General features: G+C 41.8%; 20 protein-coding genes and 1 pseudogene. 13 read left to right on the top strand and 8 right to left on the bottom strand.

Annotated elements, in window-relative coordinates; translation table 11 throughout:
* Positions 1–129 precede the first annotated feature (129 nt).
* On the top strand, positions 130–906 hold the full coding sequence (locus FR932_RS14100) for a class II glutamine amidotransferase (protein ID WP_019441545.1): 777 nt from the start codon (positions 130–132) through the stop codon (positions 904–906).
* Between the two features lie 95 nt (positions 907–1,001).
* Here the strand turns inward: FR932_RS14100 and purN are convergent, their stop codons facing one another.
* Both purN and purM read right to left on the bottom strand, forming a co-directional pair.
* Positions 1,002–1,649 (bottom strand): phosphoribosylglycinamide formyltransferase, encoded by a 648-nt coding sequence (purN, locus tag FR932_RS14095; RefSeq protein WP_019441544.1) that lies wholly within the window; start codon positions 1,647–1,649, stop codon positions 1,002–1,004.
* The gene (gene purM / locus FR932_RS14090; protein WP_019441543.1) at positions 1,649–2,689 is read right to left on the bottom strand and encodes a phosphoribosylformylglycinamidine cyclo-ligase; all 1,041 of its coding nucleotides are present in this window, start codon (positions 2,687–2,689) and stop codon (positions 1,649–1,651) included. Before purM ends, purN begins: the two co-directional genes overlap by 1 nt.
* 222 nt (positions 2,690–2,911) lie before the next feature.
* On the opposite strand from purM, the gene upp reads away from it, so the two are divergent.
* The 3 genes and pseudogenes from upp to FR932_RS21915 all read left to right on the top strand — a co-directional run bounded on the left by upp (position 2,912) and on the right by FR932_RS21915 (position 5,708).
* Entirely contained in the window at positions 2,912–3,538 is a 627-nt protein-coding gene (upp, locus tag FR932_RS14085; protein WP_019441542.1) for a uracil phosphoribosyltransferase, read from the top strand.
* Between the two features lie 404 nt (positions 3,539–3,942).
* A complete protein-coding gene (locus FR932_RS14075) occupies positions 3,943–4,989 on the top strand; it encodes a DUF2066 domain-containing protein (RefSeq protein WP_019441541.1) in 1,047 nt (348 codons plus the stop codon).
* 97 nt (positions 4,990–5,086) lie between these two features.
* A pseudogene (locus tag FR932_RS21915) lies at positions 5,087–5,708 on the top strand (HdaA/DnaA family protein).
* A 101-nt stretch (positions 5,709–5,809) separates the two neighbouring features.
* On the opposite strand, the gene FR932_RS14065 reads toward FR932_RS21915, so the two are convergent.
* The 3 genes from FR932_RS14065 to bepA all read right to left on the bottom strand — a co-directional run bounded on the left by FR932_RS14065 (position 5,810) and on the right by bepA (position 8,334).
* Positions 5,810–6,394, bottom strand: coding sequence for a DUF2069 domain-containing protein (locus tag FR932_RS14065; protein ID WP_019441539.1), 585 nt, complete (start codon positions 6,392–6,394; stop codon positions 5,810–5,812).
* A gap of 33 nt (positions 6,395–6,427) precedes the next feature.
* On the bottom strand, positions 6,428–6,778 hold the full coding sequence (arsC, locus tag FR932_RS14060) for an arsenate reductase (glutaredoxin) (protein WP_019441538.1): 351 nt from the start codon (positions 6,776–6,778) through the stop codon (positions 6,428–6,430).
* An 83-nt stretch (positions 6,779–6,861) separates the two neighbouring features.
* On the bottom strand, positions 6,862–8,334 hold the full coding sequence (bepA, locus tag FR932_RS14055; protein WP_240532402.1) for a beta-barrel assembly-enhancing protease: 1,473 nt from the start codon (positions 8,332–8,334) through the stop codon (positions 6,862–6,864).
* A gap of 234 nt (positions 8,335–8,568) precedes the next feature.
* On the opposite strand from bepA, the gene FR932_RS14050 reads away from it, so the two are divergent.
* The gene (locus FR932_RS14050; RefSeq protein ID WP_019441536.1) at positions 8,569–9,288 is read left to right on the top strand and encodes a YebC/PmpR family DNA-binding transcriptional regulator; all 720 of its coding nucleotides are present in this window, start codon (positions 8,569–8,571) and stop codon (positions 9,286–9,288) included.
* 175 nt (positions 9,289–9,463) lie between these two features.
* Here FR932_RS14050 and FR932_RS14045 read toward each other — a convergent pair whose 3' ends face one another.
* Positions 9,464–10,033, bottom strand: a complete 570-nt coding sequence (locus tag FR932_RS14045; protein WP_019441535.1) for a PhnA domain-containing protein — start codon at positions 10,031–10,033, stop codon at positions 9,464–9,466.
* Between the two features lie 207 nt (positions 10,034–10,240).
* Between FR932_RS14045 and FR932_RS14040 the strand changes: the two genes are divergently transcribed.
* Complete coding sequence (locus tag FR932_RS14040) at positions 10,241–11,362, top strand: enoyl-CoA hydratase/isomerase family protein (protein ID WP_019441534.1); 1,122 nt, start codon at positions 10,241–10,243, stop codon at positions 11,360–11,362.
* Positions 11,363–11,572: 210 nt separating this feature from the next.
* Positions 11,573–12,721: an L-threonine dehydrogenase gene (gene yiaY / locus FR932_RS14035; protein WP_026032149.1), complete on the top strand. Its 1,149-nt coding sequence runs from the start codon at positions 11,573–11,575 to the stop codon at positions 12,719–12,721.
* Positions 12,722–12,851: 130 nt separating this feature from the next.
* Here yiaY and FR932_RS14030 read toward each other — a convergent pair whose 3' ends face one another.
* Both FR932_RS14030 and FR932_RS14025 read right to left on the bottom strand, forming a co-directional pair.
* Positions 12,852–13,766, bottom strand: coding sequence for a helix-turn-helix transcriptional regulator (locus FR932_RS14030; RefSeq protein ID WP_019441532.1), 915 nt, complete (start codon positions 13,764–13,766; stop codon positions 12,852–12,854).
* Complete coding sequence (locus FR932_RS14025; protein ID WP_019441531.1) at positions 13,763–14,623, bottom strand: formate dehydrogenase accessory sulfurtransferase FdhD; 861 nt, start codon at positions 14,621–14,623, stop codon at positions 13,763–13,765. Before FR932_RS14025 ends, FR932_RS14030 begins: the two co-directional genes overlap by 4 nt.
* A 196-nt stretch (positions 14,624–14,819) precedes the next feature.
* Here FR932_RS14025 and FR932_RS14020 point away from each other — a divergent pair, with 196 nt between their 5' ends.
* The 6 genes from FR932_RS14020 to FR932_RS13995 all read left to right on the top strand — a co-directional run bounded on the left by FR932_RS14020 (position 14,820) and on the right by FR932_RS13995 (position 21,818).
* Positions 14,820–15,350: a DUF3305 domain-containing protein gene (locus tag FR932_RS14020; protein ID WP_019441530.1), complete on the top strand. Its 531-nt coding sequence runs from the start codon at positions 14,820–14,822 to the stop codon at positions 15,348–15,350.
* Positions 15,340–16,092, top strand: a complete 753-nt coding sequence (locus tag FR932_RS14015; protein WP_019441529.1) for a DUF3306 domain-containing protein — start codon at positions 15,340–15,342, stop codon at positions 16,090–16,092. The genes FR932_RS14020 and FR932_RS14015 overlap by 11 nt, the downstream gene beginning before the upstream one ends.
* Before the next feature lie 286 nt (positions 16,093–16,378).
* Positions 16,379–18,103, top strand: coding sequence for a 4Fe-4S dicluster domain-containing protein (locus tag FR932_RS14010; RefSeq protein ID WP_019441528.1), 1,725 nt, complete (start codon positions 16,379–16,381; stop codon positions 18,101–18,103).
* A gap of 9 nt (positions 18,104–18,112) precedes the next feature.
* Positions 18,113–18,727, top strand: coding sequence for a TorD/DmsD family molecular chaperone (locus FR932_RS14005; RefSeq protein ID WP_019441527.1), 615 nt, complete (start codon positions 18,113–18,115; stop codon positions 18,725–18,727).
* Between the two features lie 22 nt (positions 18,728–18,749).
* On the top strand, positions 18,750–18,950 hold the full coding sequence (locus FR932_RS14000; RefSeq protein ID WP_019441526.1) for a twin-arginine translocation signal domain-containing protein: 201 nt from the start codon (positions 18,750–18,752) through the stop codon (positions 18,948–18,950).
* A 12-nt stretch (positions 18,951–18,962) separates the two neighbouring features.
* A complete protein-coding gene (locus tag FR932_RS13995) occupies positions 18,963–21,818 on the top strand; it encodes a formate dehydrogenase subunit alpha (protein ID WP_019441525.1) in 2,856 nt (951 codons plus the stop codon).
* Positions 21,819–21,821: the final 3 nt, after the last annotated feature.

The following is a 21,821-nucleotide window of genomic DNA, read 5'->3' as shown; positions in this document are numbered from 1 at the left end:
TGCATAATTGTGCGTGCTATAGCGTTATTTGCCATAGACAGTTGCTTGGCAATACGTAGAATAAAGATGAATGAATGAGTTTAGCCCTTCGGGTTAATGTTGTAGCTATAAAAGTGAAGTTATCAGTATATGTGTGAATTATTAGGTATGAGCGCAAATGTGCCTACCGACATTTGTTTTAGTTTTTCTGGGCTGATGCAGCGTGGGGGTAAGACTGGACCACATTCTGATGGTTGGGGAATTACTTTTTATGAAGGCAAGGGCTGCCGTACTTTTCGAGATCCAAAGCCAAGTTGTGAATCAAAAGTCGCACAATTAGTCAAAAACTACCCGATTAAAAGCCAAGCGGTGATTTCGCATATTCGTCAAGCGAATCGCGGTGGTGTTGCATTAGAGAATACGCATCCTTTTACCCGTGAATTTTGGGGGAAGAATTGGACCTATGCGCATAATGGTCAATTAACGGATTATCAAGGTTTGGCTACGGGCTTTTATACGCCTATCGGTGAAACCGACAGTGAGCTAGCATACTGCTGGATATTACAGGAAGTAAGTAAAAAGTTTCCAACGAAACCTGATGATATGAAACCAGTATTTAGCTTTATCGCGAGCTTGTGCGATCAGTTAAGAGCATTAGGCGTGTTTAATTTATTATTAACAGATGGCGATTTTGTTTTTGCTTACTGTACTAATAATTTACATCATATTATTCGTGAAGCACCGTTTGGTCACGCTCAATTAATTGATGAAAATATTGAAATTAACTTTGAGAATGAAACGTCTGATTCTGATGTTGTGGCTATTATCGCGACACAACCGCTGACGGATAATGAAGTGTGGCATAAAATGCAGCCGGGTGAATATTGTGTATTCTGCCGTGGTACTGTGATGATGACAAATATGTGATGTATTAGTGGTTAGTATTAATAGCTCGTCATAAAAAAAGCCTTTATGCAGTGATGCGATAAAGGCTTTTTATTATCTAGGATTAGTGCATTAACCTAGTCCGCAGCGTGGCCGCTTTCAGCTAATTCTTCCCCATCAAGAACGGCTTTGCCATTTGTCATAGCAAGGCGTCCAGCACAGAACCATTGGATAACCATCGGGTAGATCATGTGTTCTTGAGTATGTACTCGAGAACTCAGTTCTTCGATGTCATCTTCTGTAAAGACCGGTACTTTTGCTTGCAAGATTACTGGACCTGCGTCTAGCTCTGGCGTGACAAAATGTACTGATGCTCCATGCTCTTTATCACCATTATCCATAGCACGTTGATGTGTATCTAAACCTGGATATTTAGGTAATAGAGAAGGATGTATATTAAGCATCTTGCCAGCATAATGCTGGACAAAGTTATCACTCAAAATACGCATATAACCTGCTAACACAATAAGATCGGGTTGGTATTGATCTATTTGTGTCATTAGCTCTGCATCAAATGCAGCACGGTCAGCAAAATCACCTTGAGCCAGTGATATTGCGTCCACACCTGCTTGTTGTGCTCGCTCTAAGCCATAAGCTGTACTTTTGTTACTAAAGACGGCAGTTACTTTACCGTTAATAGAACCTTGTTCGCACTGATCTAGAATGGTTTGTAAATTACTGCCATTACCAGAAACTAATACTACGATAGATGCTTGTTTAGACATTATTTTATCTCTACTTGTTCTTCATTTTCTGCAGCGTTTGCAATTTCACCGATTAGCCATGCATTTTCGCCATGGGCAGTGAATATTTCAAGTGCTTTTTCAACTTGTGCTTCTGGTAGAGCAATAACCATACCAACACCACAGTTAAACGTACGGTACATTTCTGTACGTTCAACGTTACCTTTCTCTTGTAACCAGTTGAAAATTTCAGGCCACTGCCAACTACTTTCATCTACAACAGCTTTTGTCAGTGCTGGTAGTACACGTGGGATATTTTCCCAGAAACCACCACCAGTAATGTGTGATAAAGCGTGAACTTCACATTCTTTCAACACAGCTAGTACAGACTTAACATAGATGTTAGTAGGCGTTAGAAGAGCATCACCTAATGTTGAATCACCAAATGCTTGACTTGGATCTTCTTTTGAAACTTCAAGGATTTTACGCACTAAAGAATAGCCGTTCGAGTGAGGGCCACTCGATCCTAAAGCAATCAGTTTATCACCTGCAGCAACTTTAGTGCCGTCGATGATGTTTTCTTTATCTACAATGCCAACACAGAAGCCAGCAATGTCAAAATCTTTACCGTCGTACATACCTGGCATTTCAGCAGTTTCACCGCCTGTTAACGCACAACCAGATAATAAACAACCTTCGCCGATACCAGTAACAACAGCCGTAGCTACATCTACATCTAACTTGCCTGTTGCATAGTAATCTAAGAAGAATAGTGGTTCAGCACCTTGTACAATAAGGTCGTTTACACACATAGCAACTAAATCGATACCTACCGTATCATATTTAGCTAAATCGATAGCGAGGCGTAGTTTCGTTCCTACACCGTCTGTTCCTGCAACCAACACTGGTTCTTTATAACCAGTAGGTAATTGGCAAAGAGCGCCGAAGCCACCTAGACCACCCATCACTTCTGGGCGTTTAGTTTTTTTCGCTACACCTTTAATGCGTTCTACTAATGCATTACCTGCGTCGATATCAACGCCTGCATCTTTATAACTTAGAGAAGTATTTTGGTTGCTCACTGGATCCCTCACAAACTAATCGTATCAATTGGATTAAAAAATCGCCGCCATGTTAACAACTTTACTCACAGAATAGAAACAATATTATGGCTTGTTTGACCTGCTAATTGATTTTATTCTTAACTCAGGCTTTTCCTTGGAATAAGCTATCATTATAGTGCCATTATTGGTAATATTGCGCGTTTTTGTATCGTAGTTACTTTGATTTTATTAGGAGATTACATGAAAGTTGTTGAAGTTAAACATCCTTTAGTACGTCATAAATTGGGTTTAATGCGCGCTGCTGATATCAGCACTAAACGTTTTCGTGAACTAGCAACAGAAGTGGGTAGCTTACTTACTTATGAAGCAACAGCTGATTTAGAACTAGAACAGAAAACTATTGATGGCTGGAATGGCGATGTTACCGTTGATCAAATCAAAGGTAAAAAAGTAACTGTAGTGCCAATTCTTCGTGCTGGTTTAGGCATGATGGATGGTGTATTAGAACATATGCCAAGTGCACGTGTAAGTGTTGTTGGTATTTACCGTGATGAAGACACGCTAGAAGCGATTCCTTATTTCGAAAAAATCGTTCACAGCATTGATGAACGTTTAGCGATTGTTGTTGATCCTATGTTAGCAACAGGCGGTTCTATGATCGCAACATTAGACCTGTTAGTAGCTAAAGGTTGTAAGCACATTAAAGTCCTTGTACTTGTTGCTGCACCTGAAGGCCTAAAAGCGTTAGAAGAAGCACACCCAAATATCGAGCTTTACACTGCATCTATTGATGAGCGTTTAGACGAAAAAGGTTACATCGTTCCAGGTCTTGGTGATGCTGGTGATAAGATCTTTGGTACTAAATAATATAAAAATATAGCTTGCACGATAGAACAGAACCTTATTTATTTCTGCTCGTGGAGTAATACAGGCATCGCTACGATGTCTGTATGTTATTCAATTTGATCCCCAGTTAAATACCCGCCCCAAACTAACAGAATATGCAGTAAATATATCTGTTCACTATTTATATTAATGTATCTGTCATTTTCTACGCTTTTATTCATCATGATTTAGCTCCACTACATTTTATCTAACTCATTGATATTTAGTATGGCTAAGGTTTACCTATATTGCTAATTTAGATGTGTTCAGGATTTTGATGGACATAGCCCCTGTTTTGGTTATGATTTCAGTTAAATTAATCGAGACGGCTATGGTATTATCAAAATATCAATGTGAGTCATCACGTTATTCTTGGAAAGGATTGTATGAAGCGTTTACTCCCTGTTTTATTATCATTAATGTCTCTTACGCCACTCGCTGCTAGCGCGGTTGAAGTTGCTAATCTGTACTCATCATCAGTGATTGCTGTGGATGCGGAATCTAACCGCGATCTACAAAAAGTGGCGCTGGCTGAAGTGCTCGTCAAAGTATCTGGTGATCCTTTGATTACTAAGGACCCAGTGATCAAGAAAACGCTAATGAGGGCGCGTGAATATTTAGTCAAGCAATCTCAAGAAGATATTGATGGCGAGCGTCATTTACACGTTAGTTTTAATGAGAAAAAAGTAAATCGTTTATTACGCAGTAGTGAATTCGGTGTGTGGAGTCAGAACCGTCCGCAACAAATATTATGGTTAGTTGTTGATGAAGATTTTAGCCGTAGTGTTAAAGGTGAAAGCGATACTAATTACGCTGATTTTATTAATGCGATTAAAGAGCAAGCTAATAAACGCGGTCTACCTGTGCTATTTCCGGTGATGGATCTTGATGATCAATTGCAAGTGAGTAGTAGTGATTTATGGGGGCAGTTTACAGATCCTGTTGAGTTAGCATCAACGCGTTACGCTGCAGATAATTATATTATTGCTAAAATCATTAAACAACAGGATGACTATAAACTGAGTTGGAGTTTATATGGCCGTAATAATAGTAATCAAGCATATGAGATTTGGTTAACTGATAGTGATCAAGGCGCGTTATCTGAAATGGGGGTAAAACTGAGCGCTCGTTTAGCGGATCATCTGGGTCAGCGCTACAGTGTTAAAGCTTCTGGTAATAATGAAGTGGTGTATTTCAATGTTGACGCGATCAATGGTGTTGCTGATTACGCTAAGTTGATTGAAATGTTCTCGGAATTATCAGCCGTCGCGCAAGTTGATCTTGAAACTGTGTCAGGCTCAAGCATCCAATTAAAATTAGTCTTGCTGGGCACTCAGGAAGATCTTTTAATGGAATTGTCATTGGATCAGCGGATCCTGAGCAGCAAAAATACATTTGATGATGTGAATTTTCAGTGGAACGTGATTAATTAAGCAATTTTATATTGTGATCTTTTACTAGCCGTTCTCTATCGGCCATTGAGGTGCTACAATGGCCACACTAATCTTATGATTGTATGAAAGGGTGATATTGAACACTCCAGCACAACTTTCTCTACCAGTACAATTGCCCGATGGTGAAACTTTTGCAAGTTTTTACCCCGGCGCGAATGTCCAACTACTCACTGCGTTAAAAAATGCAGCTGTAGGCGACGGTGATCCATTTATTTATCTATTTGGTAACCGAAGTTCGGGCACCTCTCATTTACTCCACGCGACCTGTACAGAATGTACTGATGCCGATCGTTCAGCAGCCTATTTACCGATGGAAATGTCAGCCATGATGTCACCGTCTGTATTAGATGGTATGGAACATCTTGATATGGTGTGTATTGATAATATTGAATTGATGATCCGTGATGGGAAGGATCCGTGCTGGCGTGCACTATCAATTACAATTTACTTAGGATTGATTGATCGAGACTGGAATTAGCGAGCTTTACAATTGCGATGATGGCAAGTTAGCAGCTTTGCAATTGCGTGCTGAGTTTAGGGGATTAAAATTGCCTGTCGATGTAGGTCGTTTTTTACTTAACCGTTCATCTCGTGATATGAAAACACTTATTTCCACGCTCGATCGTTTAGACAGTGCGTCAATTAGTGCCCAGCGTCGACTAACGATCCCTTTTGTAAAAGAAACGCTTTCCTTGTAAGACGAATCTTCTACTTATATTGCTGACATATTTTCAGCGCAAATAAAAAAGGAAATAGGGTCGATGACACTATTTCCTTTTTGTTATTCAGCGACAGTTAATTAATCTCTGTGCTGGGCTTTATATGCTTCTTCTCGTTCTTTTTCTTCAGCCATCACGACTTTTAACTTATCCAGACCTAGGCCTAATTCTTTGCCTTGCATACGAGCGTAAATACCATTACCAAACAACATACAGTTGGCTAAAACAAACTCTAAGATCGCTAAGTAACGTTCATCGGGGTCGGTATACATGATCGTTAATGAGTGCATGTAATAGATCATGACGACGAAATTACTCCAAGCGGCAGTATAAGGTTTACCTTTAACCAATCCGTAGAAGGGGATTAGTAGCGGTAAGATCCAAATAAACGCTTTTGCTAATGGATTTGATTCGTGTGCAGCTTGGCGTTCTAACCACTTCTGCTTTTCGGCTTCAACCTGCGGTAATAATTCAGGGTTCACGTCAGCCATTGCTGTGAGTTCTGCAAGTGCTTGCGATTGCGTATGATCTTGTAGTTTTTCAGGCGTTAACCAAAGTTGCCATACAATCATCAGTATGATCAGACCAAAGTAGCCAAATAGACCTAAGAGTCGATATTGTGTAATACGTTTTTGTGTATCTTGTGTTGTTGAAATCGTTTGCATTATTTGCTCGTTGTTAAGAATTATTTGCCGTTATTAAAGAATTGCTAAAATATTTTCAGGGGGACGGCCAATCGCAGCTTTGCCATTCGCTAAGACGATTGGGCGTTCAATTAGCTTAGGTGTTGCAATCATCGCGGCAATCAATTCATCCGTAGATAAGTTTTCGTCGTCTAACCCAAGTGCTTTATACTCAGCTTCTTTTATTCGCATTAATTGGCGTGGCGTTAATGCAAGTAAAGTCAGGATTTCCTGTAGTTCAGCGCCTGAAGGTGGTGTTTCGAGGTATTTTACGATGTTTGGTGTAACGCCTTGCTCTTCTAATAGTGCAAGTGTTTGACGGCTTTTAGAGCAACGCGGATTATGGTAAATAGTGACACTAGTCATAGCTTGGCTTTTTCCTTAAAACAGATCTTAGAACAAATGGGGATCCTTAAAGTCCCCATTTTGCCTTGTTTCCTGTCCCTTGGCTAGTTTTGCAATGCCTGCATTTCTTGCTTTTCTAATTCCACTTGCTCCATGTGTGCATCAATGCGCGCGATATCTGCCGAACTGGTGGCAACGGTACGTGCAGACTGTAGTTCGTTCAAGGCTTTGGGATAATTCGCCCTGAGTTGCGCTAGGTTAGCGCGCTGTACGTACATTTTGACGGTATCATCGGTTTGACGCAGCAAATCAATATAAATACTCAACGCGATCATATCTGTTTCATGGCTACGTAGATAATCTCGAATTAGTTTTTTCGCGGGTTTGTATTGTTTCGCTTGCTGCAACGCGACGACTAAATTGATGGTTGTCACCGGGTTATTGTTATATCTATTATTGGCTTTTTGTAAACGGGCGATTGCCTCGTCATTGTTTTTGAGGGCTAAATCGATGTCCGTCAGGGTATCAAGATAAAACAAATTGTTGGGCTGCTTTTTCGCCAATTCGTTAACAATTTTTTTAGCTTCAGTATTCTTTTTTAATTGTATTAGCGCCAGAGCTTGGCCATATAGTGCCGCATCTTTTAAAATGAATTTTTTGGTTCTCAGCTGATGTTCAAAGAATTGCAGTGCTTCTTTCGGCTTTAAAGTACCGTAACGGACTTGAATACGGGCTTTTGCTAATTGATAGTCGAGACTTGGCTGATAATAACGATTTGGGTACAGTGCTGCTCTATCTCGTGCTTCAGTGATACGAGTGGTTGGTAATGGATGGGTGATTAACATTTGTGGCGGTTTTGAGCTGAAACGGTATTGTTCGGCTAGTTTACCGAAGAATGTCGACATAGCTCCAGGATCATAACCAGCGTTTGCCATTACCTGAATACCAATACGGTCTGCTTCAAATTCATTAGCACGGGTATAGTTAATCGCAGATTGTGCATTGATGGCCACCGTCGTTTGTAACATGGCGATACCGGCAACCGGATTAGCGATACCTAATAACACTGCGCCGACTAAACCTGCAACGGTTAATTGGCTGTTGCCTGCTTGTGCCTCGAGGCTACGCGCAAGATGGCGTTGGGTAATATGTGAAATCTCATGAGCAATAACCGAAGCAAATTCTGATTCGCTTTCGGCATATAAGAATAACCCTGTATGTACTTTGACATAACCACCGAGAAAAGCAGCGGCATTAATTTCATCATCTTTGATCAAGAAGAAATTAAACGGAAAGCGCACTGAATCGGTTTGGCTAATTAATTTAGCCCCTAATTCGGCAATGTACTCTTGCAGGACAGGATCGCTGACCATAGGAAAAGATCCACGTGCTACTTTGATAAAGGCTGCGCCGTATTGGCGTTCCTGGTCGATAGATAAAGCGGTAACGCCGGCGGTACCGATTTCCGGCAGCTTATTGGTCGCTTGCGCTGAACTCATTAAGCCCAATGCGCCGACAAATAATGCGGTACTTGTTACACGTAATATTTTTTTGAGATACATTCTTTTTAAATACAAGTGGCGACCTATGCGATGAAAACTAAGTAAATCTAGTTAACATAGTAGAACATATTATTAACCGATAACAATGACAATTAGTCAGACGGCCCATAATAGGTAAAGTTCCTAGGAGAGTTTGGTTAAATTTTGTTGATGAAAGATAAGATATTTACGCTTTTGTGGCAAAACAGGTGCTAATCCTGCTAAAATCGAACAGTATTTATTTCAAATTTAAAATGAGAGTGAATTAAGATGGGCAGAGCGTTCCAAAACCGTAAATTATCGATGGCTAAAACAGCTGGCATGAAAACTAAGATCTACTCTAAATATGGTAAAGAGATCTATGTATGCGCAAAAACGGGTGGTGGTGACCCTGACAACAACTTAAGTCTTCGTCGAATCATTGAAAAAGCGAAAAAAGACCAAGTACCAACGCACGTTATTGACCGCGCTATCGAAAAAGCAGCTGGCGCTGGCGGTGAAGATTATGAACGTGCAAGTTATGAAGGTTTTGGCCCAGGTAACTGCATGGTTATCGTGGAGTGTCTAACTGATAACGGTAAACGTACTTTCACTGATGTTCGTCAGGCATTCGTTAAGAATGGCGCGAAATTGGGTGCGCAAGGTTCTGTATCGCACATGTTTGATCATCAAGCAGTATTTGAATTCAAATTTGATGATGAAGATGCGGTATTAGAAGCATTAATGGAAGCTGAAGTTGATGTTTCAGATGTAGAGAATGAAGACGGTACTATAACTGTTTATGTTCCACACACAGAATTCTTCAAAACGAAAGTTGCATTGTCAGAAGCATTTCCTGCGATTGAATTTGATGCAGAAGACATCACATTCTTACCGCAAATCGAAACTGAAGTTGTTGGTGATGATGCAGAAATGTTTGAACGTTTCCTTGCTGCACTAAACGATAGCGATGATGTTCAAGATATCTACCATAACGCAATCGTTGGCTAATAATAGCTAACGCTATTTGTTAGATTAATGATATGTGGGGTTTTATATCAATATGAAACTCCACATATAAAAAGGCCGGTGACCGTTTCTTTATCAGAACGGTCACCGGCCTTTTTTGATCTGGTTAGTCGTCTCGTGCTTAACATGTCATTAAGAACGAATCAGACTAAGCAAATTACATTTTTTTGCAGTATGCAGAAATGATCACCATCGCAGTACCGTTTGCACGGCCTTGAATGTGCAATGGATTATCTGTCAAACCGATATTACGTACTGCTGTACCACGTTTAATCACTAAGCTTGAACCTTTAACAGGCAAATCTTTGATGATGTTTACGTTGTCGCCAGCTTGTAAGATAGTACCATTAGAGTCACGTGCTGGCGTATCAGTCATTGCTGCGATTAGCACGCCTTTTTCAGCCCATGCTTTTACGTCTTCTTCTAGATACATCATATCAAGAAGATCACGTGACCAGTCTGCATCTAAACGGTTAAGCATACGGTATGCAAGTACTTGTACTGCTGGTACCTGGCTCCACATGCTGTCGTTTAGGCAACGCCAATGATTTGCATCAAGCGTGTCTGGGTTGTTAATTTGATCAAGGCAAGTACCACAAAGCATTACTGCACAGTCTGAGCTTTTTTCTGGTGATTCAGGTAGCTCATAAGCTGATAGGTTAGATTCTGCTGTGCACATTTCACATTTAGAACCACTGCGTTGTAATAACGTTGTTTCGATAGACATTGAATTAATCCTCTAGATTTTGTGGGGCTATTATGCCACAACGTGAGTATTTTGGGTATCTCACAATCAACCTCACCTTGATGCTAGTCGTTAAATGATGGTTTAAATAGCTAAATCGACTTTGCTAACATCACAATCAGCCACTTAGCTAGTTGAATTTGATCAGCTAACTTCGCTACACTGGTTTTTTGTTCAGTCGGAGTTTACATGGAAGCCAGCGTATTATTTGATGAATTAGCCACGGATGATGGTCATGTCGTGGGTATGATTACCCTTAATAAAGCACGTCAGTTACATGCGCTCAGTGCAGATATGTTCCCCTTATTACGTCAACAATTGCTGATCTGGAAAACAGATAAACGTGTAGTGAGTGTGTTTCTAACCAGCACTGGTGAGAAAGCATTTTGCGCGGGTGGTGATGTTAAATCACTACAACAAACGCTGGTCAGCACCGAGGGCGAGGAAGCTAAAAAGCAGCTTGTCAGTGACTACTTCACAGCCGAATATCAAGTCGATTATTTACTGCATAATTTTGGCAAACCACTGATTGTCTGGGGTGACGGTATTATTATGGGTGGCGGATTAGGGCTGTTCATGGGCGCGAGTCACCGCGTTGTTACCGAAACTGCACGTATTGCTATGCCGGAGATCACCATAGGTTTATTCCCTGATGTTGGCGCGACGTGGTTTTTAAATCGCTTACCGCATCCAGGTGTGGGGCTATTTTTAGGCTTAACAGGCGCAAGTATTAACGCCAACGACGCTAAATATCTTGGTTTGAGTGAATATTTAATCCCTGCCGCCAAATATGACGAGGTGATTAAGGCATTAACCACACTTGCTTGGCAAGGTGATACGGCATTGCATCACCAGCAAGTGGATGAGCTATTAACAGCGCAGTATGCAGATGCCAACTTTGCTACTGGTAATTTAATTAACCATCAAAGCTTGTTTACCGAGTTGAGTACTTATACTGACCTAGCTGATGTGATGACTTGTATTCAGGCACATGATAGTAGCGATACTTGGTTACAAACCAGTATTAAAAAATTGCTGTTAGGTAGTCCAATTTCGGCGCATATCCTCTATCGACAAGTAAACCAATACGCAGCACTCGATTTAGCAGGCTGTTTTCAGTTGGAATTAGATTTAGCGGTTAATGTTTGTTTAAACGCTGATCTGGTTGAAGGTGTAAGAGCTTTACTGGTCGATAAAGACAATCAGCCGAATTGGTTGTATGAACTGATTGCTGATGTGCCTGTTAATTTTGTTGATAATTTGTTCAGTTCGCCTTGGACAAGAGACTGTCACCCACTACGCACCCTGTAATTAACATCTAAATTACCGAATTATGTGACAGTTATTCCAAAATGGGTAGTAAAGCTGTTGTCATTTTATAAAGCCATTTATTTTATAGGGACAAAGGTTATAATTACCTCATAGTGGTTAGCTTGTCGAGTTGACTAGATGATTATTGCTTACAATGCATTTGCAAAGTGTATTGCAGCAACAATTATTAATTTATTTTGGAGATATATTATGAGCACTGCATTCTTTATTCCTGCATATAATCTAATGGGCGCTGGTTGTTTAATTCAAGCAGCTGACGCGATTAAATCTCACGGTTTCAAAAAAGCCTTAATCGTCACTGATAAAGTGATTAATAGCATCGGCATGGTAAAACAAGTACAAGATTTATTAACTGCACGCGATGTTGAATCTGCAGTTTTTGATGGTACTCAGCCAAACCCTACCACAGCCAATGTTGCTAGTGGCTTGGAAATATTAAATGCACAAGCATGTGATTTTGTTATCTCTCTCGGTGGTGGTTCACCACATGATTGCGCGAAAGGTATTGCCTTAGTTGCTGCGAATGGCGGCCATATTGCCGATTACGAAGGCGTTGATCAATCAGCAAAAGCGCAGCTACCATTAGTGGCAATTAATACCACCGCGGGTACGGCTTCTGAAATGACACGTTTTTGTATTATTACTAATGAAACGACACATATCAAAATGGCGATCGTGGATAAAAATACCACACCGCTAATGTCAGTCAATGATCCAGAACTCATGTTAGCGAAACCTGCTTCATTAACTGCTGCAACCGGTATGGATGCACTGACGCATGCGATTGAAGCGTATGTATCAATTGCGGCGACACCAATTACAGATGCAGTAGCGATTAAAGCCATGGAACTGATCCAAGCGCATTTACGCACAGCTGTAGAACACGGTGAAAATATCGAAGCGCGTGAACAAATGGCTTATGCACAATTTATGGCAGGTATGGCATTTAACAACGCGTCACTAGGTTATGTACACGCAATGGCGCATCAATTAGGTGGTTTTTATGACTTACCACACGGTGTGTGTAATGCGGTATTACTGCCACATGTACAAGCTTATAACGCGCAAGTGTGTCCAGCACGTCTACGTGATGTAGCTAAAGCGATGGGTGTTGATGTAACAGAAATGACACCAGAGCAAGGTGCTGAAGCGGCGATTGCATCGATTAAAGCATTAGCGTTAGCGGTTGGTATTCCAGCAGGACTTACAAGCTTAAACGTAAAAGTTGAAGATATTCCTGAATTAGCGAAAAATGCATTGAATGATGCTTGTGGTTTTACGAATCCAAAACAAGCTACGCATGAAGAAATCTGCGCTATATTTAATGCTGCGATGTAGATTGCGAAAGAATTAAAGAATGACGGATAAGAAATAAAAAGAACTCCAGTAAGGTAATGTAATTAAGCCCAGATCGTGTGCCGATATCTGGGCTTTTTTACAACTAGTGTTTTTTATTGAGATAGTGCAACTAGCTGGCACTCCAAACTTGCTGGCCAGTACGGCTAAAGTTATAACCGCCGAGTAGATCGCCTTTGGCTTGGATCTCCATCGAGGTCAATGCCTGCAATAATTGTTGCTGCAAAGTGCGGAAGTAGATATTTTTCGGGATCACTAACTCAAAGGCTTCAGTGCCTAATGGAATAAAACCTAAGCCAAATTCGCCTGCGGTGCTTTGGCTGGCACAGCCAACATCCGCTTCACCACGGGCAATGCAAGATGCTAGTTCACGTTCACTATGACAGGTTTCTGCTGCGGTAAGCATATCGACTGTGTAAGCATGATTGTGTAACCATTCACCCAAAGCCCGCATACTGCCAGCGCCTTCTTGACGTAGTGCCCAGCGCCAGCGTGAAGTCAGTAATTCGGTTAAGTTTAACGAACGAGAATTAACTAAGTCAGCAAGTTCTTTACTCACGACTAAGCCTTGTTGACGTTCAAAGGCATGGATCAGCACCCAGTTTTTATGTCCTGGGTATTGCTGCAGTAAAGCAGGGTGACGCAATGCAGCTTCTTCTGCATGACCCCAATGGATCGCACATATATCCACATGGCCTTTACTGAGCATGGCTAAACCTTGGCGCGTGCCTGTTGAGGTATAACCAACCAATGCCGCGCTGCCGAGTTTCTGCGCCATCTTTCCAACGACTAACTGTAACAATGGATCGTCTGAGCCTGCGATAAGTAAGCGATCATTCAGCACGCCGTTATGGCAAGATTCGAGTAGCCATTTATCTAACATAGCTTTGGGGAATAACCATTTCCCCGTGACTTTTGTTGCAGGTAAATGGCCATCGTTCGCCAGGGTGTAGACCTTTTTTTCATTCAGGTCTAAATACTCAGCCACTTGTTTTACATTCATGAACGCGGGGGAATTTTCGCTCATGCAGTCTTACCGACAACTGCTTGCTCTTCTGCGTCAGGGCCTTTGACATCTAAGATCAAGTTCGTCATCCCGTTATACACTTGGAAACGATTACCTTTAGCACGCGCGACCATTGTAATACCTAATTTTTTCGCTAAATCGTAGCCCATTTGCGTTGCACCAGAGCGCGATAGCAATACTGGAATACCCATTTGCGCGACTTTAATCACCATTTCTGACGTGAGGCGACCAGTGGTATAAAATATCTTGTCTTCACCCGTTTGGCCTTTTAACCACATTTCCCCAGCCAAAGTATCAACGGCGTTGTGACGACCTACATCTTCGACAAACGACAAGATCTCGGTGTCTTTACATACCGCACAGCCATGTACTGCACCAGCGGCTTTATACGTTGCGTTGTGATGCGTTAATGCTTCTAACAAGCCATACAATTTTGATTGGCGTAATCTAGGTTGTGGCAGTGTTATGCCTTCTAATTTTTTCATCACGTTACCGAACATAGTGCCTTGGCCGCAGCCAGAGGTAACGGTTTTCTTGGTTAATTTCTCTGCTAATCCATCGGTACTTTCACGCGTGATCACGGCTGCTGAATTTGTATCCCAATCAATAATCACTGATTCAATAGCGGTAATGTCTTCAATAAAGCCTTGGTTTTTTAAATAACCTAATACCAGATCAGCAGGGCGTGCGCCGAGTGTCATCACGGTAACAATTTCTACCCAGTTTAAGTAGATAGTGAGTGGGTGTTCGCAGGCGATCTCTTTGGTCATGGTATCGCCATATTCGTCCATGATGTCAACTGTCATGGTGTGTTCAACTGAAGAATTGGTTCTAATTATTTTTGGTAATTGCGGCATCCGAAATTCCTGCTGGTTTATATATCTATGAAGAGGTAAAGCAAAGTTCATTCCAACTTACACTAAAGCTTCGAAGTAACTTGGCTATTATTCGTTTATTTGTCATTTCGTTCTAACTTGGTCTAAATTTTGCTGAGTAGGGGAAGATTAGGTAAAAAATTCTAAATAATTATAAAAATAGAATAAAGGAGCATGTGTGCAACTACGTGATGAAGATAAACCTCTAAATAAGGGTGATGAACATACGCGCTTAGCGAAAGACGAATCAAGCTGGCCAATCGCCTTCAGTCTTCGTTCTGAAGAAAAACAAGTTGGGCGTTGGACTACTTTGTCTTGGTCTATTGAAGATATTGGGCTGTATCAGCAAGCGCCCGTGAGCACTACAGCAGAAGATAATTGCGATACTGCTGGTACTACGACTCATTATGAACGAACGCTATTCTTATACCGCGATGAACGGACTGATTACCGTTTTAACCTCAGCTCACAAGACCCTCATCTATTTATTGTTTGTGAAGTGACTGACGAGCAATTTTCGCCATTACTGATCACTGCGGCGCAAAGTGTTGCGAGTAGTTATATGGATGGCGACTATCAAGTGTTGCACATTCAAATGCCATTACCAGTGCAAGCTTGGATGGAAGCATTCATCGGTAGAAACGGCGAACTGATTGAATTTAAAAAGAAACGTTGTAAAGACAAGAAAGGGCGTTCAAGTGGCCAATAACTTTTTTCAACGTTGGTCAGATCGCTCATTAGCGGCAAAAGACCATACAGAAACTGATTTAGTCGTTATTAAAGACGCTGTTGTCGAAACTGAGAATCAAAATCAGAATCAGGGGTCAGAGCTAACACTAAAGCGCGATGCAGAGCTGGATATTGAGCATGTTTCAGAACCACAAGCTGAATCGGCCACGGATCTAGCGCTATCGACAGATGTTATTGATGAGCAGGTCGAAGTTGAACTTACTATTGATGATGCCGATAAGGTCACCTTTGATAGTGGTGTTGCTTCATTTCTACAGCATGGCGTTGATAAATCAGTAAAAAAAGCAGCGTTAGCGAAATTATTTCATGCTGATGAATTTAACTATATAAGTACTATGGATGATCACACCGAGGATTTTTCTAATATTCCTAAGCTTGATGAGAGTATCGCGAAACAGTTGCGTGGTTGGGTTAAAACGGTATTGGAAGAGCCTGAAGCTGATTTGATTGAAGAAACGGAACTGGTTGAAGAAGGTGAGGTATTAGTCGCTACTGAAACTGATCCGGAAACAGAATCTGGAGCAATTGCAGCCCCCAATAGCTCTATAGATGATGGAGCTGTTCAAGCTATCACGGCTGATAATAGTTCGACGTCTTGTTGTGATGAAAAAAGTTGTGATGAACAGAGTTGTAGTGAAAAAAATGGTGAAGAACAAAAAAACCAGCTTCAGCAACACCTTCAACAGGTGGGTGAGACATAAAGGGACAAATAACCCTAATTTTAATCGGGACATTTTGTTCCATGCACGATTGTTTATAGCGACATTATGTCCCGTTTGGGAATAAGTAAACAATCCCTCTCTGACTTTAACTCTTTATAGGTCATTTTATTCCGTTAAAAGTTGGTTCGGTTATTGCTCTATTAGCTACAGCAAAATAGCGACAGCAAAAAAGTACGAATATGAACGTACGCTAGCAGAGAGCAGCGAGTAATGACTCGCAGTTTAATCGACACCCTTATAACGGTGACGAGATACAGGAATAGCAATGTTAAAAAGTACTTTAGAAACATTTACTGATAGCAATGGTCAAGCACGCTTTGCAGCGATAGCCGATACCGTTGAATTATCGAATCTGATCCCGCCGACGGTATCTTACGAAAGTCGTGGCAACTTATTGATCATTGGTGCTTACGATATTATCACTGCACTAGCACCGCAATTTGCAACATTGAATTCAGTAACACTACTGGCGACGTCTGCTGCAACAGATGCTGGACCAGTGACGAACGATAGCAATACCAAAGATAAAGACAAAGTATTTTTTAGTAATGAAGTAACAATTAAAGGTTACCTTGGTGCGTTCGAAGTGAACTGCCGTGTAGCAGGTAGCTTACTGAGTATCTATACCAATTTAGCGGAAGTGACCATAGGTGGTGATAGTTTCGATTTAGTCGTTGATATGAGCGCTAATAGCCTTATTCAAACCGAAATACCAGCGCCAGGTTATTACCCTGTTGGTAGCGGTAAAGCAGCGATTGCCGATGTTATTGAAACCTTACCGGAAATGCTAGGTACGTTTGATAAACCAAAATACTTTCGTTTAGACAATGATATCTGCGCACATTCATCACGTGGAGTGGGTGGTTGTACACGTTGTGTTGATGCTTGTCCTGCAGGTGCGTTAACCAGTAATGGCCACGCTATCGAAATTAATCCGTTCTTATGCCAAGGTGTAGGGACGTGTGCCACGGCTTGTCCGACTGAAGCGATTACTTACGCATTACCAGAACCAGAAAAGACCCAGAACTTTATTTATCGCTTATTAAACAGTTATCAAATGGCGGGTGGCGAACAGCCAACGATCTTATTCTTTGGTAATCGTGACGAACAAACGGTGGCAGAAAAATTACCGTTATTACCATCAAATGTTATTCCTATTGCTCTAGAAGAGTTGGCTACGGTTGGTGTTGATACTTGGTTTAGCGCCTTACTCTATGGTGCGCATCAAGTATTACTCGCTACTAACATCGCCTATATCCCCGCGACGATTGATCGCGTGCTTAATGATGAACTGGCCATTGCCAATACCTTCTTAACTGAGATGGGTTTTGAAGCTGGGCGTATTTGTTTGTTTGATTTAGATTCGGCAGCAGATTTTGTCGCGTTTACTCAACCGGTATTACCTGTTGTTGAGAATAAGATAGCAGTAATGGATAACGCAGTATTAGCTGAGCAACTGTCTGGCACTAAACGTGAAAAATTATTTACTGCGCTAGATAAATTATCAGCACAAAGTCCATTGCAACCGACACATTCGGTGATGCCTGAAAATGCACCTTATGGCGGCGTGGAATGTAAAACTGATGATTGTACCCTATGTATGGGTTGCGTTGCAGTGTGTCCAACAAGTGCATTACATGCTGTTGGTGATCGCCCTGGCCTACAGTTTAGAGAACAAGATTGTGTGCAGTGTGGTCTTTGTGAAAAAGCCTGTCCTGAACAAGTAATTAGTCTTAAACCGGGTCTGAATTGGGACGCGGAAAGCCGTCGAAGTGTGGTGATGATCCACGAAGAAGAGGCTGCTTGTTGTTTAAGTTGTGGTAAAGCCTTTGCACCTGCATCGATGATCGCCATGTTAACGGAAAAACTCCAAAATCACAGCCAATTTCAAGGTGATGCTATTCGCCGTTTATCTATGTGTGAAGACTGTCGTGTTCGCGATATTTTTTCAGATATGGCTGACGATCCACTACGTCAGTTAAACGTGTAGGGCTACATTATGGGATCACAAAATATGTCACAGTCATTTACTGAAGATGCAGCATTGCGCATCGATATTTACAGCTTGCTTGCACATTTATTCCGTAAAGCACCAGATGCAGAGGTGATTGATTGGTTAGCTAATCTCGACGTTGATGCGCCGAATGCATTAATTCAAACCACGGGAATGTCAGCTGCTTGGCCACTATTGAAGTTGGCCGCACAAAAAACCTTATTAACAGCCGCGGAAGATGAATATCAAGATCTGTTTATTGGTATCGGCCATGGTGAAATTGTCCCGTTTGGCTCTTGGTTTCTTACCGGATCATTAATGGAAATGCCGCTTGCACATTTGCGTCATGACTTGAAAAAACTGGGTTTTCAACGTGATGAATCAGTAAAAGAACCGGAAGATCATATCGCAGCCTTGCTAGAAGTGATGACTATGTTGGTGAGCGAAAGTAATCATAGCGATCAAGCTGAGTTTTTTAATCGTCATATCGACACTTGGTTTGAACGTTTTTGCCAAGATTTGAAAAAAGCGAAAAGTGCCGTGTTTTACAGCGCAGTCGCAGAATTAGCTTGGCAATTTTTAAGTATTGAAAAAATACGTTTTATCGACGTAAAAAAATAATAACGATAAAGGAGCAAACTCGATGAGCAAACAAAATAAGCCGGATGAAGACCGTCGCCAACTGTTAAAAAACATTGGTTTAGGTGTTGCAGTAGGAGCTATCGCAACGGGTGTATCCACCACTGCGAATGCGTCTGTTGATAGCCAAGAAAATAATAAGAAAGAAAAAACAGCAGGTTACCATGAAACTCAACACATTCGTGATTATTACGATACTTTGTAAGCGGAGCTCTAAATGAAATTAACTAAACGTTCCGATACGGTCAGTAAGGACGAAAAACAACTCGGCATTTCCCGTCGTGCTTTTATGCGCAACTCTTCAATTGCTGCCGCTGGTGGTGCTGTTGGTGTGGGCATGTTCGCACCGGGCATGATGAAAAAGGCTGAAGCTAAGTCAGTTGATCCTGAATCGCCAGTGGAAATTAAACGTACAATTTGCTCTCACTGTTCTGTGGGTTGCGGTATCTATGCTGAAGTGCAAGAAGGTGTGTGGACAGGCCAAGAACCTGCATTTGATCATCCTTTCAATGCGGGCGGTCACTGTGCTAAAGGTGCTGCATTGCGCGAGCATGGTCATGGTGCTAAACGTCTAAAATATCCAATGAAACTGGTTAACGGTAAATGGATAAAAATGAGCTGGGAAACAGCACTTGAAGAAGTCAGTCAGCAAGTGCTTAAGATCCGTGAAGAGTCAGGTCCTGATTCTGTGTACTGGTTAGGCTCAGCAAAACACAATAATGAACAGGCGTATTTGTTCCGTAAAATGGTATCGATGTGGGGCACAAATAATGTCGATCACCAAGCACGTATTTGTCACTCTACAACAGTAGCGGGTGTAGCAAATACCTGGGGTTATGGCGCGATGACTAACTCGCTAAATGACATGCATAACTGTAAATCTATCTTGTTCATTGGCTCAAACCCTGCAGAAGCGCATCCTGTTGCTATGCAGCATATCCTCATCGCCAAAGAAAAGAACAGCTGTAAGATTGTGGTAGCCGATCCACGTCGTACTCGTACTGCAGCAAAAGCCGATCATTACGTATCACTACGTCCTGGTTCTGACGTTGCCTTCGTTTGGGGCGTGTTATATCACGTGTTTAAAAACGAATGGGAAGATAAAGAATTTATCCATCAACGTGTTTATGGTATGGAAGAAGTTCGTGCAGAAGTGGCTAAATGGACGCCTGCAGAAGTTGAACGTGTATCTGGTGTGCCAGAAGCGGAAGTTTATGCAACGGCAAAACTCTTATCTGAAAACCGTCCAGGTTGCGTAGTTTGGTGTATGGGGGGTACTCAGCATACAACGGGTAATAACAATACTCGTGCTTATTGTATTCTTGAACTTGCGTTAGGCAACATGGGTAAATCTGGCGGTGGTGCTAATATTTTCCGTGGTCACGATAACGTCCAAGGCGCAACCGATTTTGGTGTGTTATCAGATAACTTACCGGGTTATTACGGTTTGTCTGAAGGCGCATGGAAACATTGGGCAGGGGTATGGGATGTTGATTACGAATGGCTGAAAAACCGTTTTGATCAAAAAGATTACCGCGGCAAGCTGCCAATGAACCATGCTGGTATTCCGGTATCGCGTTGGATTGATGGCGTATTAGAAAACAAAGATAATATCGAACAGAACGATAATATCCGTGCCATGTTCTATTGGGGTCATGCGGTTAACTCACAAACTCGTGGTCCAGAAATGCGCACCGCGATGGGCAAACTGGACATGATGGTTATTGTTGACCCGTATCCAGGTGTTGCAGCGGTAATGAACGGTCGTACTGACAATGTTTACTTGCTACCAGCGACAACGCAGTTTGAAACGACTGGCTCGGTTACTGCGACCAACCGTTCAATTCAATGGCGTGACAAGGTCATAGAACCGTTATTTGAATCAAAACCTGATCATGAAATCATGTATTTATTGATGAAAAAATTAGGTCTAGCGGAGCAAGTGTTTAAGCACATCGAGGTTAAAAATAACCAACCTGTGATTGAAGATATTACCCGTGAATACAACAAAGGCATGTGGACAATCGGTTATACCGGACAAAGTCCAGAACGCTTGAAAGCACATCAGCAGAATTGGCATACATTCCATAACACCACACTAGAAGGTGAGGGGGGTGTAGCGAACGGTGAAACTTACGGTTTACCTTGGCCATGTTGGGGTACGCCAGAGATGAAACATCCTGGTACTCATATTCTTTATGACACATCTAAACCTGTAGCTTTAGGTGGCGGTAATTTCCGTGCTCGTTTTGGTGTTGAGCGTAATGGTGAAAGCTTACTGGCTGTAGACAGTTATTCAAAAGACTGTGAGTTAGAAGGCGGTTTCCCAGAATTCAGTGCCAAACTGCTTAAGCAACTTGGCTGGTGGGATGAACTGACTGCTGAAGAGAAATTAAAAGCAGAAGGTAAGAACTGGAAAACCGACGTATCTGGTGGCATTCAACGTGTAGCAATTAAACACGGTTGTATCCCATTTGGTAACGCTAAAGCCCGTGCAGTAGTGTGGACGTTCCCTGATGCTGTGCCGATTCACCGTGAACCTTTATATACCCCTCGTCGTGACTTAGTTGCTGATTATCCAACTTGGGATGACAGTGAAGCGATGTTCCGTTTACCGACGTTATACAAATCAATCCAAGACAAAGATGTATCGGGAGAATACCCAATTATCTTAACCTCGGGTCGTTTGGTTGAATATGAAGGTGGTGGTGATGAAACGCGTTCAAATCCTTGGTTAGCAGAATTACAACAAGAAATGTTTGTTGAAGTTAACCCTAAAGATGCTAACGATTTAGGCTTTAGAGACGGTGAAATGGTGTGGGTTGAAGGTGCTGAAAAAGGCCGTATTCATGTTAAAGCTATGGTGACACGCCGTGTTAAACCGGGTCTTGCGTTTTTACCATTCCATTTCGGTGGTTATTTCCAAGGTGAAGACTTACGTGGCAATTACCCTGAAGGTTCGGTGCCATATGTATCGGGCGAATCAGCAAACATTGCAACAACCTATGGTTATGATCCTGTGACACAAATGCAGGAAACGAAAGTAACCCTCTGTAAAATATCTAAAGCGTAAGGA

It is taken from the genome of Moritella marina ATCC 15381, assembly GCF_008931805.1.
Classification (GTDB): domain Bacteria; phylum Pseudomonadota; class Gammaproteobacteria; order Enterobacterales; family Moritellaceae; genus Moritella; species Moritella marina.
This window is presented reverse-complemented; position numbering and strand designations above follow the sequence as displayed.